The 13847-nt window shown below is 57.0% G+C and carries 17 protein-coding genes; 6 read left to right on the top strand and 11 right to left on the bottom strand.

Annotation, left to right across the window (positions count from 1 at the left end):
• A complete protein-coding gene (locus tag EL335_RS13955; protein WP_126448317.1) occupies positions 1-405 on the top strand; it encodes a helix-turn-helix domain-containing protein in 405 nt (134 codons plus the stop codon).
• Here the strand turns inward: EL335_RS13955 and EL335_RS13950 are convergent.
• The 4 genes from EL335_RS13950 to EL335_RS13935 form a co-directional block, all read right to left on the bottom strand.
• Positions 377-1171 carry a nuclease-related domain-containing protein gene (locus EL335_RS13950; protein WP_284155522.1) on the bottom strand — a complete coding sequence of 265 codons (795 nt, stop codon included), beginning with the start codon at positions 1169-1171 and terminating at the stop codon, positions 377-379. The genes EL335_RS13955 and EL335_RS13950 overlap by 29 nt on opposite strands.
• A 65-nt stretch (positions 1172-1236) precedes the next feature.
• On the bottom strand, positions 1237-1461 hold the full coding sequence (locus tag EL335_RS13945; protein ID WP_126448315.1) for an antitoxin MazE family protein: 225 nt from the start codon (positions 1459-1461) through the stop codon (positions 1237-1239).
• Positions 1462-1482: 21 nt separating this feature from the next.
• Positions 1483-1938 (bottom strand): hypothetical protein, encoded by a 456-nt coding sequence (locus EL335_RS13940; RefSeq protein ID WP_126448313.1) that lies wholly within the window; start codon positions 1936-1938, stop codon positions 1483-1485.
• 61 nt (positions 1939-1999) lie between these two features.
• The gene (locus EL335_RS13935; protein WP_126448311.1) at positions 2000-2212 is read right to left on the bottom strand and encodes a hypothetical protein; all 213 of its coding nucleotides are present in this window, start codon (positions 2210-2212) and stop codon (positions 2000-2002) included.
• Positions 2213-2523: 311 nt separating this feature from the next.
• Here EL335_RS13935 and EL335_RS13930 point away from each other — a divergent pair, with 311 nt between their 5' ends.
• Together EL335_RS13930 and EL335_RS13925 are read left to right on the top strand one after the other, a co-directional pair.
• Positions 2524-2805: a plasmid mobilization protein gene (locus EL335_RS13930; protein ID WP_126448309.1), complete on the top strand. Its 282-nt coding sequence runs from the start codon at positions 2524-2526 to the stop codon at positions 2803-2805.
• Positions 2805-3020: a hypothetical protein gene (locus tag EL335_RS13925; RefSeq protein ID WP_126448308.1), complete on the top strand. Its 216-nt coding sequence runs from the start codon at positions 2805-2807 to the stop codon at positions 3018-3020. The genes EL335_RS13930 and EL335_RS13925 overlap by 1 nt, the downstream gene beginning before the upstream one ends.
• Before the next feature lie 118 nt (positions 3021-3138).
• On the opposite strand, the gene EL335_RS13920 is transcribed toward EL335_RS13925, so the two are convergent.
• On the bottom strand, positions 3139-3465 hold the full coding sequence (locus tag EL335_RS13920; RefSeq protein ID WP_126448306.1) for a type II toxin-antitoxin system PemK/MazF family toxin: 327 nt from the start codon (positions 3463-3465) through the stop codon (positions 3139-3141).
• Positions 3452-3682 (bottom strand): DUF8778 family protein, encoded by a 231-nt coding sequence (locus EL335_RS13915; RefSeq protein WP_126448304.1) that lies wholly within the window; start codon positions 3680-3682, stop codon positions 3452-3454. Before EL335_RS13915 ends, EL335_RS13920 begins: the two co-directional genes overlap by 14 nt.
• Positions 3683-4252: 570 nt before the next feature.
• On the opposite strand from EL335_RS13915, the gene EL335_RS13910 reads away from it, so the two are divergent.
• The 3 genes from EL335_RS13910 (at position 4253) to EL335_RS13900 (ending at position 5683) form a co-directional block, all read left to right on the top strand.
• Positions 4253-4498, top strand: a complete 246-nt coding sequence (locus EL335_RS13910; RefSeq protein ID WP_126448302.1) for a type II toxin-antitoxin system Phd/YefM family antitoxin — start codon at positions 4253-4255, stop codon at positions 4496-4498.
• On the top strand, positions 4495-4881 hold the full coding sequence (locus EL335_RS13905; protein WP_172600136.1) for a type II toxin-antitoxin system VapC family toxin: 387 nt from the start codon (positions 4495-4497) through the stop codon (positions 4879-4881). Before EL335_RS13910 ends, EL335_RS13905 begins: the two co-directional genes overlap by 4 nt.
• A gap of 121 nt (positions 4882-5002) precedes the next feature.
• A complete protein-coding gene (locus EL335_RS13900; protein WP_126448300.1) occupies positions 5003-5683 on the top strand; it encodes a hypothetical protein in 681 nt (226 codons plus the stop codon).
• Between the two features lie 2 nt (positions 5684-5685).
• Here EL335_RS13900 and EL335_RS13895 read toward each other — a convergent pair whose 3' ends face one another.
• From EL335_RS13895 to traC, 5 genes are all read right to left on the bottom strand, one after another.
• Positions 5686-8604 carry a conjugal transfer protein TraG N-terminal domain-containing protein gene (locus EL335_RS13895; protein ID WP_172600135.1) on the bottom strand — a complete coding sequence of 973 codons (2919 nt, stop codon included), beginning with the start codon at positions 8602-8604 and terminating at the stop codon, positions 5686-5688.
• Positions 8605-8616: 12 nt separating this feature from the next.
• A complete protein-coding gene (locus EL335_RS13890) occupies positions 8617-10047 on the bottom strand; it encodes a conjugal transfer protein TraH (protein ID WP_126448297.1) in 1431 nt (476 codons plus the stop codon).
• 87 nt (positions 10048-10134) lie between these two features.
• Positions 10135-10962: a conjugal transfer protein TraF gene (locus EL335_RS13885; protein ID WP_126448295.1), complete on the bottom strand. Its 828-nt coding sequence runs from the start codon at positions 10960-10962 to the stop codon at positions 10135-10137.
• Entirely contained in the window at positions 10929-11282 is a 354-nt protein-coding gene (locus EL335_RS13880; protein WP_126448293.1) for a hypothetical protein, read from the bottom strand. Before EL335_RS13880 ends, EL335_RS13885 begins: the two co-directional genes overlap by 34 nt.
• Positions 11279-13846 carry a type IV secretion system protein TraC gene (gene traC / locus EL335_RS13875; RefSeq protein WP_126448291.1) on the bottom strand — a complete coding sequence of 856 codons (2568 nt, stop codon included), beginning with the start codon at positions 13844-13846 and terminating at the stop codon, positions 11279-11281. The genes EL335_RS13880 and traC overlap by 4 nt, the downstream gene beginning before the upstream one ends.
• Position 13847: the final 1 nt, after the last annotated feature.

The raw sequence follows: 13847 nt of genomic DNA, 5'->3' as shown, positions 1-13847 counted from the left end.
ATGTCGGCCATTGGAGAACGATTAAGGAAGTGGAGAAAGCATCTTGGGCTCACCCAGGAAGAGTTCTCCAGCCTGACCGGATTGCATATTGGTGTTATTCGTAAGTACGAGCTCGGAATCAACGTCCCTGGCGGGGAAGCGCTTGTCGCCATCGGACAGACTGGCGTCAACCTGAACTGGCTCCTTCTGGGACAAGGAGACATGTGTGCGGAGGCAGAAGCCAAGTCCTCCGCCCTTGATGATGCCTATCTTCGGAGACTTGAAGCAGTGAAAGGGCTACTCGACGGACTGGGCGAGGATAGGCGGAGCGCCGTTCTTGAGGAGATTTTTTCTCGCGTTCAGGAGGCGAAACGAGTAGCCGGCCTGGAAGAGCTCGTCAGGGAGATGGCGAGAAAGCTTGGTTGAGCGGCTCGTCGTCGCGCCTTGCGGACTGCTTTTCTTTGCGTTCGAACCACTCGTGGTGGCGGCGGATGGTCGTGGCGATCTTGCGTGCCTGATCAGCTGACAGCGGCGCTCCGCGTGAGAGCACTCGCTGCATGTATAAGTCTTGGACTCGCGCCAACAGATGGATGTTCAGTCGGCTGATGTTGCCAAGCCTGGCTCTTGGGTGTGTAAGCACGACGATACGTACGACTGCCGCGTCGTGTCCATTTCCCTTGAGCAGTCGTTCCAGAGCATCCGCAGCGTCGTTGATCTGTCGCGAGGGGCTTCTTCCGCCGTTGTCCGCAATAGGAACATCTCGCTCGATGATGTTGCCGCGCCGGTCGGTCTTGTCGCGCCACCAGCGGTCGCCGTCGCAGTGGATGATTCCGCCCACGTTCTTGACCTCGAAGGCGAACACGCCTTTCGGCCCAACCAGGATGCGATCGATCTCGCCTTCATGGGCGCGGTAGCCGGCAATGATCGTCCATGTGTCGTCGAGACGGCTGCGGAGAAAATCGTCCAACCTTGACTCCCCTTCCAGCCCAGACCGGATCTTGGCTTCCTCGACCGCGATCTCTTCCAGCGCGGCTTGGTGTTTGCGGATCGCCTCTTCGGATGCTTGCCGCTTGCGTTCTACTTCTGCAAGCAGGTGTGTTCCGTAATTCGATAGCGCCATCACGCTCGGTGAAGGCCTTTCTGGGTAATGCTCCGCTTGTTTGTTCGCTGTCGGCGCACGCTTGCGCTGCAAACGCTCGGCAATGATCGCGGCGATGGCGAACAGGCCGGCTAGCGCGAATAGGATGACAACTACCTTCACTCCGTCCAGCCGTCCTCTTCTGCCAAGGCTTCATCCATGAACTGCTGCATGGCGGTATCGGCACTGTCGGCCTGAGCAACAAGCAGGCATTGGCGGCGACACTCCTCCTCAAAGCCCGGGCGACGCGTGTCAGGCACCCAGAGTTGAACCGGACGAAGCCCAGCCCTGCGCAGCGCATCACGGTGTTTTTGAACGCGCTGATTAACGTGTGTAGTTGGCATTTCCGAACCCCATGGCTCCCTTTACGGGCAGACTCTCGGTTGCCCGTTATCGACCATTAGGTCGCCATAGGTCACGGTGACATCCACGGTGCCGCAGCCGTCACGGCCGGACCAGCCCACTCGCCTGGCCTCGATGACGTAACCTTCGAATCGCCCTATGGCTGCGCCCGCCAGGAGCGCCTGCCTGCCGACGGCAACGACCGTACGCCGGTAGTTCGGATCATCGGTTGGCGCTGATGGCTCGACATCTTGCCTCTGCTCGATCACGCCGTCGCATACGCGGTAATGCTCACGACTTCGCTTGTCGCTGCTCTCGACAGCCACATTGCCGCAACCGCCCGAGTCGCCCAGATAGTAAGCCGTGACGCGACGCAGGTTGTTGGCGGCATAGGCTCTTTGGTGGAATTGGACGGCATCCATGATGGCCTGGGAGACGAGATTGTCGATGGCATATGCCTGGGCGGCTACGAATGCCATCCCAATGAGCATTACACCGGGCCATACCTGACTGCAGCTGACGTGCTGCCGGATTCCGGCTTCAAACGTCCGCGTATTCACGGCGCATTTCACGCACGCGGCTCATCAGCGCCTCACGGGCCGCCTGGTATTCCTCCACGAGAAAATCCAGCAGCTCGCGCACCCCGTCCGGGTCACGGACTTCTTCGTTGGGATCCAAAAGACCAATCGCGGCCTGGAAGCACTTGAAGATGCGTTCCTCGCGATCAAGGAGATCGAGTTCGTCTTGGCTCATTTTTACGCTCCTATCTAGTCATTACCCACGAACGACCGTGGGCGGCCGGGTGCTCGTAACCGCTGCAAGGCGGCGGGCGTATTCCCCCGAAGGGTCTTTTATTAGCCGCACACCCGGCCATCGACTCGACCCGGAACCCGCCCAAGGAGGCGGCAGGCGGATTACGGGCGTAAAAATACCGCGAACTATCGGGCGCGGAGAACCGCTTGCAGAGGTGTTACGAGCACCTGATGCGCTTTGTACAGCACTTGATAGTTCCTGTCAAGCGCCTATAATGTGCATGTGCAGGTTATGTGTATACAGGAAGCAACATGGCTACCGCAACCCAACGAATCCATGTCCTGGTTACCCGGCAGGAAAAGGCGTTCATCACGAAAGCCGCGAAGTCGGCCGGCATTTCAGTCGGCGAATTCCTTCGCCGTGCCGCCGCTTCGTTCAATCCGTCCGAGAACGATGCGCTCCTGGAAGGTCTGATCGACCAGATGGTTAAAACTACGGCGCAAGCAAGCGCTGCTATCGATGACGCCTTGGCGTTCGTCGAGGCATCGAACCAACGCATCGCAGCCCTCGAATCGAAAAGGGAGGCAGTCTGATGGGGGTCACTGACAAAATGTGGGATGCCATCACCACGGTTATCAAGATGAATGACAAAGTAGAGCGTATGGCCGAAACCATCAAACTGCAACAGCAAAGGATCGAATTGCTGACGGAGCGCGTCATTCGCCTGGAAACGGTGTTAGGAATCGGCCTGGTACGTGGAGACCATGCCAACCCGCAACTGCTCAAGGAGATTGGCGATGGCAGTTAAGCTCTCTACGCTCTGGCTGCACGCGCAAGCCCGAGAAACGGAGCGCGAAGCCCAGACTGCAGCCCCGGCTTAGTCGTGGGAGGATTCACGTCGCACACCTGGTCGATCTATTTGGCCGTTACCTCGGTAGCGCCAAATGCACTTTGATCGCATCCTCAACGGCCAACATATCCGCTTTAGATAGCACACCGAGCTGACTCTTGAGCCGCGACTTGTCTGCGGCCATGATCTGGTCGGCCATAGCTTTGCTGCTCTGCCCGCCAACGGTTACAACGGCCTCACCGGGGTACTGCCTTCCGGTGTTGCTGGTCACAGGCACCACCACTACCCGCGACAGGTTCCTGTTGGCCGCATCGTTGCTCACGATCACCGCCGGGCGCGTCTTGCGGATTTCGCTACCCACAGCATGGTCGAATTCCACCCACCACACTTCACCGCGCCGCATCGGCCATGTCTCCGGCAAGGGCGTTGCACCACTCCACTGCTTCAGCTTCTCTTTCCCTGTCAGCCGCCATTGCCCGGTAGCCGTCATCAAGCGACGTGTCGAGCACATGCGGACGTAGCAAGTCCTCGATGAACTGGCTCATCTTGCGTCGTCCGACCGTCCGGCAAAGCCCCTCGTAAACCGCCTCATCGAGCGTGATTGTCATTTTCCGGTGCATACCAACCCCTTATTTAACACTGATTACGTATTACATCATAACACAACTTGACCTGGTGCGCGGCAAGCTAAAGTGTGCACAAGTTCAGAAACCTTTGGCACTCCTTCGATGACGGAGGAATGCCATGCAAGTGCAGCACATTGGATACAGGGTCAGGGGGTTTTGACCTCCTAGCCAAACTGGGGCATCTTTGGGGGATGACCCCGAAAGAAGCCCAAGAACGACTCAAGATTCTCCGATTTTTCGACAAACACGGCCTGGCCGCCACGGTGGATGCCGTAGGCGTCCCGCCGCACCCTCTACCGCTGGAAAAAGGCCTTGAGGGAGAGCGGCGGCAACCCAGCGGCACTCATTCCCCGCTCCTCGGCGCCCAGACGCAGGCGAACACCCCGAACCGATCCTAGGCTCATCGCCTACAACACCGTGATCCCCCACCATCGCGCAGGCACGCTGCCTCCCGTAAAAGGCTTTTCACTCACCACCCAGATTGCCAAAGGTACTGGACGAATACATAGACTTGACTTGTCTACAAGACCAGACTAGACTAGGATTTGTCTTAGGAGAAACGCCATGCCGCACGTCAACATGCTACAAGCGAAGTCATCTTTGTCTCGTCTGGTGGAATCCATCGAGCAGGGGCAGGAGCGCGAGATCGTCATTGCCCGTAATGGGCGTCCTGCCGCCAAACTCGTGCCATTAGACACCATGCCGATCGGCAAGCGCATCGGCGTTGCCAAGGGTAAGTTCGAGGTGCCGGACAACATCGACACGCACAACGATGAGGTGGTCCGCATGTTTCTGGGGGGACGATCTTGAACCTGCTGCTCGATACGCACGTCGCCTTATGGGCGATCACGGACAGCCCGAAGCTGCCGAAGAAGGCGCGCGAGATGATCGAGTCACCCAAGTCGTCGGTGTGGATCAGCGCCGCGACCGTCTGGGAGATCGCCATCAAGCACAGCCTGGGGCGCGGCGACATGCCTGTGTCCAGTCAGGACGCACTACGCTATTTTCGTGAATCGGGCTACCGCTTCTTGCCAGTGGAGCCCGAGCATGCGGCAGCCGTCGAAGACCTGGCGGCGCACCATGCCGATCCGTTTGACCGCATCCTGGTCGCGCAGGCGCTTGTCGAGCCAATGCGGCTCATCACCCATGATCCGATGATGGCACGCTACAGCGATACAATCATTGAGATTTAAGCGGTTCCTGATTTGGATGCTGCGGAAGCTTTAGCACGTGGATGGACTTAGGGGCGAGCAAGGCAATTGACATCCCCCGCCTGAAGGCGGGTGATTCCTACGGCGACCTGGAGGGGGAAACGTGAATATCGAATCCGTACTGCTGTATTCAGCTTTTGCTGGCGACTTGCTGATGATCGGCTATGGCATCAAGAAACTCATCGACGCCATAGGAGATCTGCGCAATCGCCGCCTTTCGCCAGCCCTTTGGGGGCTTTCCAAGGCCTGCGCTCTGTTTGGTCTGGGGATGCTGCTGCCGAGCCTGCTGGTTTACGGTGCTCTTACCGGGGATAACCAATACAGAGAGCTGGGGAAAATGGCTATCGTTGTCAGCCTTCTTGCAATACCATCAATACCATTTCTTATCCTGAAAAAATGGTTCCGTTTGCAGGCGATCGTCTTGGCGTCGTTTGGATTGGTCACAGCCATCGCTTTCTCTGTAGATGGCAGCTTCTTATGGGCAGCGTTTTTTATCGTCGGTAGCATCGCCGCTCTATACGAAGGCCGTCAGAAGCCCATAGAGCAGCGCAAGCCAACCGTGGCGTGGATGGTCGTCCATGGCCTGTGGGATCAACTGGAGAAAGAAGGGCTGCCGGCCGACGAGATCGAGCGGCTCAAGAAGCTGACGCCGGAAGAACGGGAGCGGTTGATGGCGTTCATTCGGCGACCACAAATCAAGTCACAGAATACTATGCGACGCCGCTCAAGCGGCTATAGCATCTATGGTGACGATATCCCATCGCTGTACGATGGCAGGTGGTAGATTCAGCGGGCGCGCGGCGGCGGTGTATCGCCATTCTGTTGGCCGTCCGATCCCGCCGTGGGTTGCGGCTGCGTCGTCGTAGGTTGATCACCAGAACCCTGCACCGGCTGCTGAGCGGACGGCTGTTGAGGCGCATTTGGCGGTTGGTTGATTAGTTCCCGGGAAGTTTTTTCCCCTTCGCGCCATGAGCCACCAAGCGCTTTCCAGGCTCCTTTCGCCGTGTCCCTGACGGCCAGAGCCGCGCCTTTTCCTGCCCTGATCATGAGCGAGCCTGGGTTTTTCACGGTACCATTGACATCCTGCCGGAGCGGCTTGCCGCCGGCTTCGACCTGTCGTCCGCCATTATTGACGGCGTTACCGGTCTGTTCCAGACCTTTATTCACTTGCCCAGGCAGATTACTCGTGACTTGTTTGTCCGGATCTACGCCAGCACGGGCGGCATCCCCGTGGACTTTTCCGAGCCATTGCTCGCCTTGCGTAGCGACATCGCTATTCGTCTGCAAGCCTTCTTGGCCTTGTTTGAAGAACGCCCACACGTCCTTGGGCCGCTGAATCCCACCGTATTTTTCTTCAAGCGCTTTTGCTGTTTCTTCATCAGCAAGTCTTTCCAGCAGCGCCAGCATTTCGGGGTTGTTCAGACGCACCAGCGCATCGACATCTTCTCTCTTGAAGCCGTTATATTTCTGCCCGTCGATCGTTGCCCGCTCATTGGCAAGGCGATTCATAAGCCTAGTCGTCAGATCCACATCGAATGTCACAGACCCTTCACGCGCTTGCTTGGCATGTTCTTTATAGTCAAGCGATTTCTGATAGTTGGCCGATGCCAGTTCGGAATGGCGTTGCGCCTGATCCAGGCTGGCCCGGATGCCACGCATTGCCTTCGCTTCCGACGACTCGCCGGTATCGTATTTGGACTGGCGCGACACTTGATGCGCGCGCTCCATCGCGTCCTTGAAAGATTTGGCCAGTTTGAACGCCTCAGACATTTTCTTTTCGTTGGATAGCGTGGCTTCGCTGAAGCCGGCTGCTTTTAGGCTAGCTTCTACACCAACGCCCAATATTTTGCCCCCGCCGCTTACAGACAATTCCCCAAGCACACGAGCACCCGTCCCCTCCCTGAGCCCAAACTGCTTCTCGAAATTCTTTGCAATGTCCTGCGCTTGACTATAGGCCTGACTGATTTTTGCCATATCGTCTTCGCTAAAGCTGGTGCCCTTATTCGCGCCCTTGGCATGTGCCCGAACGAAGTCGGCCACTTGCTGGAATGCCGCCGCGGTTTCCGTGCCTGCCGATACCATATTGCCCACGGCCGCCGTTTCCGCCTGCTCGGACATTTGCTCAGCCACCCGTGATACCCTTCGAGCCGTTGAAACTTTGAAGCTGGCTCTGTCTATAGCGGAACCGACATCGAGTCTCTCGGAACCGTCCGCATTTGTGTACGTGACAGAGCCGTCCGGATTGACAAAGGCTCGCACCATGTTGCCTTGCCGGATAGTCATCGCCGCGTCCCAATGCCCAATTGTCTCGTTGCCCTTGGCGTTGGCTGCTGCCTGTTGCTCCGCTGTCTTCGGGGCGGACACAAGCCCGGCTACAGCCTGCAAGCCGACCTCTCCACCTTTGACCAACGCGGCAGCGATGGGTGGGATGACCACGACGAGCATACCCGCCACGGCCTGGTCTGATATTCCCATTTGCAACAAACTGGCTTGCCCTGCGAGGGTGTCGCCAAGCCCTGCCAGTTGGTTTGCATACTCAGGCAACCTCACGGTCTGGATGTAGTGGATCACCGCGTAGAGCGGCGCCCACAACTGAACCCACACCAGGCTCATGACGTAGGTCTTGAGCACCGGCAACCCCATGTGCCCGGCAACGATCGCGAATGCCAGTATGATCGGGAATACAGCATACTGGATCATTTCGATGGCGCTCTTCAACTTCGGCATCGAGCTTTCCGCGATCTTGGTAAGCACCTGGTAGGTGTAGTTCGTCTGGTGTGCCCCCATTGCGCTCGAATAGCACAGTGAAGCCTTGTTGGCATCCCCTAACTGTGCAAAAGTCTCACAATACGCCGTGATTCCGGCGTTGATGGACACCTGCTGCTTGACGATACTCTCTGCCGTGTTCGTTACACCAAGGCCGAAGGCATAGGCCTGCGTCAGCGCATTCTTGAGATTGGTCGCATTGGCGGGTTGTCCCGGGAAATACATGTCGGCTTGAAGCTGTATGACGGCAGGGATGACATTGGTATTGAGCCGGTTGGTCAAATCCGTATAGGCGGACGGGCAGTTCACCGTGCCGACAGTGGATAGCGTGACATACAACGCAGGGTTCGTATTGTTCAATTCACCCCAGAAATCATGCGAGTTGCGAAGCGTATCGATGGGCAGATAGTTAGAGGCTATGTCTGGCATCACGCATTCCCGCCAGAACTCCTGGAAATCGCGCATCCATCTGCCGTTCACTATCTCTGGTGTAAATTTGACGCTCTCCGTAAGCAGTCGGTGACCGAACATCAGGCCGTTTTTCTGGAACTGAAGGTCATTGGGGAGCGCGAAAACCGTCTCGTAGGCCCGCGTGAGCCAGTCGCCGATTTTGCTGGTGCCGTGCGCCAGCGCGGCGAGTCCGATCGGGACGTTGGCAACCACCCTGCTCGGCTGCGAGGATGTGCGATCGACGAGGATGACCGTCGCTTTTGGTACCAGGAGCATGCCGTTGATCAAGGCGAGCATGATGACCCAGCGCCAGAAGTCTTCGTGCCTCGCCCGGCCCGACAACACTGCCAGCACAAGCGAGATGATGGCTACCATCGCCAGCAGCCGTAGCAGGCCCGTAAAGTCCGAGGAGGCCGTCAGCGCGGCGATCGCATTGAATACCCCTTCGAGTTCCAGGATGTTCCAGTAGGAATAAACCTCGTAATTCAAGGCCAGATCCTCTTATTTGCCAGCCGTGTTGAACGCAAGCTTCTCCGTAAGGCCCGCTGCCCGCAGGGCGTTATACATTGTGCTTACAAACCATTGGATGTTTTCCTGCTGTTTGCTGACGGCTTGCGCCTTTCTTAACACCACACTGTATTCATTTTGTGACATGGTGAGCAAATCCTTGACGTTGTCCATCAGCTTGCGCGTGGCGGCCACGGCTTGTTCATCGAGAGATCCTTTGTTCGATGCTAGCCCCTTGTTCGTCTCGCGAGCTATTTCAGCGATGTAGGCATAAGCCAGTTGCGCGGCCACCACTTCCGCATAGAGGTCGTCATGTGTTGCCACCGAACCATTCACCGCGCTTGACGCCACAATCTTCCAGAGCGGAGTGGTGCTGTTTGCGTAGATGGCTTTGTCAACATTGTCGCTGAAATTCACGTTCGAGCGGCTCAGCACGGCGAAGCGGCCATCTTCCAGCAGTTTGCGGACACGGTAGTAAAACGAGTACAGGGTCGTATCGACCTGATCAACGCTCAGACACCCGTTGAGGGATGTGTCATTATCCATGCACCAGTAAATCTTCACTGGCGTGGCTGCCTGGTCTGGCTTGCCAACCAGTTGCGCATAGCTGATGGTCGCTGGCTTCTCTATTACCTCCGCTCTGCCTGATTGCGTCTTCGTAGAATCCAGCAGGATCACCGTCCCAGTCAAACTCATCATGAGTTCGATCATGTCTTGGCTCACATTGAGCTTGCGGAGCGCCATCCAGGCCACATTTTTTGATTCCAGCAAGTCTTTCATACCGGGATCAGCGTTTTTCATTGCCATCATGGCGTTTTTCTTGGCGTTGAGGTCATTCAGGAACTTGGTGCCTGCATCCAGCGCGTCCGTGAAAATGTTTGTCGTTCTGGCCGCCTCGGAACGCCCTGCCGAATTCTCCTTGGACATCATGCCCTTAACACTATCAACGGCGAGGTTGGCTAGCGCTTGCCCTGCTTCGCAGCTATTGATGTTCATGGCGTTTGCCGCCTGCGCGAATTGCTGTAGTGACTTCAGGATGCCGGCCAACTCTGGCGATACAGACTCTACAGCCATCATAAAAGCCGCACCAATGGCGACATTGCCGATATTCCTGAGCAGCGCAGTAAAAGCCTCCGAGTTAATGAAGGAGAACGAGCCTGCATGTAGATCGATGCCGCCGCATCCAGCACGAACCGTTGGCGGCTGGAACGCAAAGAGCTGGTAGTTTCTGACCGGTGTCCGCATGAAGAGCGACCCGCCGGTGAACGTCGTTCCCGTCTGGCCCTTGATCGCCTGCGGGCCCGTGATGTTGCCGTACACACCAATTTCGTCGAACCAGGATTGCATCTCCGAATAAACGGACGCATTGGCTGTGATGGTAAAGGTGATCCCCATCAATCCGGCAATGATGCGCTTCTTGAACATGGTTCGCCTCGCTTCTGATTTGTTGATCAAAATTAGCACGCTCAAGCGGCGACTCTGCTGTCAAAAGAGGCTATATCGCGCGCTTTTCTAATACAGATCGCCCGGCTTGGTCTGGGTCAGGACATAGATACGCTGGATCAAGTCGTCGATCGCAACTACCCCAGAGCCGACGATGATCATGCGGCGATCTTTGACGTTGCCAAGCACCATCGTTGGTACTTGAGTGATGCCGAGTGCCGAAGCAAGGCCGTTGTCTGGCTTTGCTTGTGGGTACTCAGGCAGGCCGCCTCCGTCAAGAGACACAGGGAAGACGGTGATGCCGTATAGCTCCGTCATCAGCTTGAGTGTCGTCGACATTCGGTGACAAAACGGGCAGTCTGACCGGAAAAAGAAAAATATCCCCCACTCGCGCGTCAGATCGTTGAGCGTCTTGATTTCCGCGCTCTTGCGCTCCTTCTTTAGGACCTCGATCCCCGCCGCATTCACCGGTCGCTTCAGCTCGTAGTTGAGATCAGGGCTCTGCCAGATCACGCGTCGCCATACATCCGAATAGACCGAAGCCGTCTGCATGAGCTTGTTTTGCTCCTTGATGTACTCCTTGACGTTTTCCGGTGTTGGTTCCATGATCGACAGAGCACGCTTGGCTTCCAGTTCGCGCTTCCATTGCTCAAGACGTTGTAGCGCCTGCTCCTCTTTCGTAAGAGGCTTCTTTGTCTTAGCAGCAGGATCGAGCTTCTGGTCCTCAGCAGGAGGCTCGACGACGCAATACCAGTTGAATTTGGTAGCGTCGCATTCCCAGGCCGATGGATAGTCAATGCCATTCGAAGTCGCCGCCCACGATGAGTGGGACACCCACCACGCGACGGCCATTGCCACCGCGATCAGCGCGCGGCAACAAGTTCTTTGACTCGCCATGTCAGATCTTGCACTTTCCCGCCATTGGCGACGACAGCGGCTGCGGTGAAGATTGTGCAGTCACATTCCTTTCCAACCTGCTCTGTCGCCAGCTTTACCCTTTCAACCATCTTCTCGGCCCTGCCGGCAATCTCACGTTTCTGCTGTTCGGTCATGTCCGGCTTGATTTCCTTGTCCAGCTTCAGGATTTCGTCTCGCAAAATTGATTCCAATTCCACCACTGCGATTTTCGTTGGCGAAGGATGCGTATAAACCCATGCAGCACCAATGATGCACGCTGACAACACCGATAACGTCCATGTGATGATGTGAGCTTTCAATGCACTCCCCTCTGTTTCAAGATCGTCTCGATCGCTTCGATCACGGTCATGCCTTGCTCCTTGAGCATTTTGATGGCCTGGAAGTCTTCCGCCCTCGTTGAGTACAGGAGCATCGAAAACGGATCGAGGATCAGCCGCCCGACACCCGACCCCATCGGCCCGTGCACAAAGATTTCCGAGTAGTAGCCGTGCTCGGTCGCCACGCTCGACAGTTGCCGTTTCATCCATTCATCAACATGGAGCTTGCCTTCCTTACCCAGCCGGTCGATGGATTCTGGTTTCTGCCTGAGCAGGAACAACCAGTCCGCGTTCTGGATCGCGGCCTTGGTCGCGTCGTTCTTGTAGTAGTCCTCGACGGACTGTGTGATGGTACCGAATGCACCACCATACTTACGCGCCCGCCGGTATCCGGCCTCGATGAATGAGGCACTCGAACCGCTGCCCATCAAGTCCCACGCCTCGTCGATGATGACGAGCTTCCGCCTGGAGCGGTCGAGATACATTTCCTGGGTGATACGGTACATCATCAACTGCATGACTACGGCCTGCAGGTCTTTCTTGCTCTTGAGCTCTTCGAGTTCGAGCGCAACCAGGTTCTTGTGGAACTGGATGTTGGCCTTACCCTCGAAGTAGCTTGCGTATACCCCGTACCTGGTATATGGCTCCAGCGCGGTGGCCAGGCGCGAAAGATCGCGCTCTTGCTCGCCTTCCTCGGACAAGCGGCCCGTCTTGAGCAGTTCATACACGTCTGTGATGGTCGCCTCCTTGCCTTTGGCGTCCCACACCCGCTTGATCGCCGCAGCGAGTGCCGAGTAGCCGTAGTTATCCAACGGTTCTCTCGGGCTTGCCATCTGGGCGACCAATGGCAGCAGCATCTCCATGTCATTGTTGATGTCCACGACCATCGAGAACGGATTAAGGCAGATCGTGTTGCTGCGTTCGTCCGAGAACTCGATGAACTCCCCGTCGAGAAGCTCGCACAGGTTGCGGTATGACCGGCCCACGTCGATGATCCAGACTTTGGTGCCCGCTCCGAGATAGCGGAACGCCATCTCATTGACGAATACCGACTTGCCGGAACCCGACAGCGCTGCCACCGCGAAGTTGTAGTTGCCGCCCTTGTTGTCGAACAGGTCGAATGTCATGATCTGCCCGCGCCGACCGAACAGGGTGAACACCGGAGTTTCCGTCCCCTTCCATTCGGCAATCAGCGGGGATGTCATGACGGCGTTGTCCGTCGTCTTGTTCCCGATACGGCCAAACATCTGCAAGTCCTTTTGCAGCGCCGGGGTCAGCGTGCACGGCATAGCCGCCGTGAGCGCCTGATGCTGGAGATAGACATCCTTCGCTAGGTCGAAACCCCGCGCCCGCCAGACGGAACGCACTGCATGTTCGCTCCTCGCTGCGTCTTCCAGCCGGGAGATCAGGACGATCTGATGGTACATCTGGACGACGTTGCGCCCATTGTCGAATGCTCGTAGCACCATGTCCCAGTCGCGCTTGCGGTCTTGCAGGTCGGGCTGGAAATGGGCCATGTAGGAACCAGCAGCCTGAGTCGCGCGTGCCGCCTTCATCTGGGCTTTGGCCCGCGCCGACTCGTAATCGAGGATGATGGCGCCCATCGTGACCAGAAATGGGCACGGGATAGAAAGAGCCATTTGGTAATAGTCCCCGATCAGGGCGCCCATATTCCCAAGGCGGTAGTACTTTGGGTACTGCCGCACGGAAAAACATTGCAGGGCGGTTTCTTCTCCGCTCCCCTTGCGGAACTTGATGAAGCTGTCGGCGACGCTCGACGCAATCTCCAGGTTCGATAGTTGAGAACGCAGAGGCCTCGACTCGTCGTATTCGATCGGCTTGTCTACCACCTTCCCGATTACCCGCTCGTGGTCGAAGAAATCAACCACGAAGTTGAGCAGGTCATTCGGGCCCCAATCCCAACCAGGAAGGTGGGCCGATCGCAGGGTCGCGTGGGCGCTTTCTCGGATGCGGATCGCCTCTTCCACATCCGCTGGGATCGAAGGGCTCAGGGGCATCGTGATGGAAATCACGCAACGGTAGTTGCGCAGCAGATAGACGTGGTGCGAGAACAGTGACTTCCCCGTGCCTTTCAGGTAGTAATCGATTCTCCGACGCGCCATTGCGCGAAAGATATTTTCGTTGCGCTTGTCCTTCCATCCCGCGTCGGCCTTGTCGCTATCGACGGGGAGCTGGTTTGCCTGATCCCGCAGCACCTGAAGAATGTGCGGACTTGCGTAGAGAGAAACCTGGATGCCCGTGCCTGTAGGGCAGGACATGAACAAACTCGCCAGCACCCGCTCCATTTCCTCGCTGGCGCCGGTCTGCGGCGTGGTTTCAATGCAGAAACCGATGTTTTGCTCGGGCTTCCCGCCAAACGCGCCTTGGTCAAGAACGAACAGTTTTTCTTCCTGCATCCACCCCAGATACGGCAGAATCCCTGTCAGCCGAGGGATGGTGGCAATTTGCTCCAGCAGTGAACGTGGAACCGCATCGGCAGGAGCGAACCGCTCGCCGTAGAAGATGGCTTTCAGGACATCGAACATA

The organism is Sulfuricystis multivorans (assembly GCF_003966565.1).
Lineage (GTDB): Bacteria > Pseudomonadota > Gammaproteobacteria > Burkholderiales > Rhodocyclaceae > Sulfuricystis > Sulfuricystis multivorans.
Note: the sequence above shows the minus strand (reverse complement) of the source record. Positions and strands in the feature narration are given on the sequence as shown.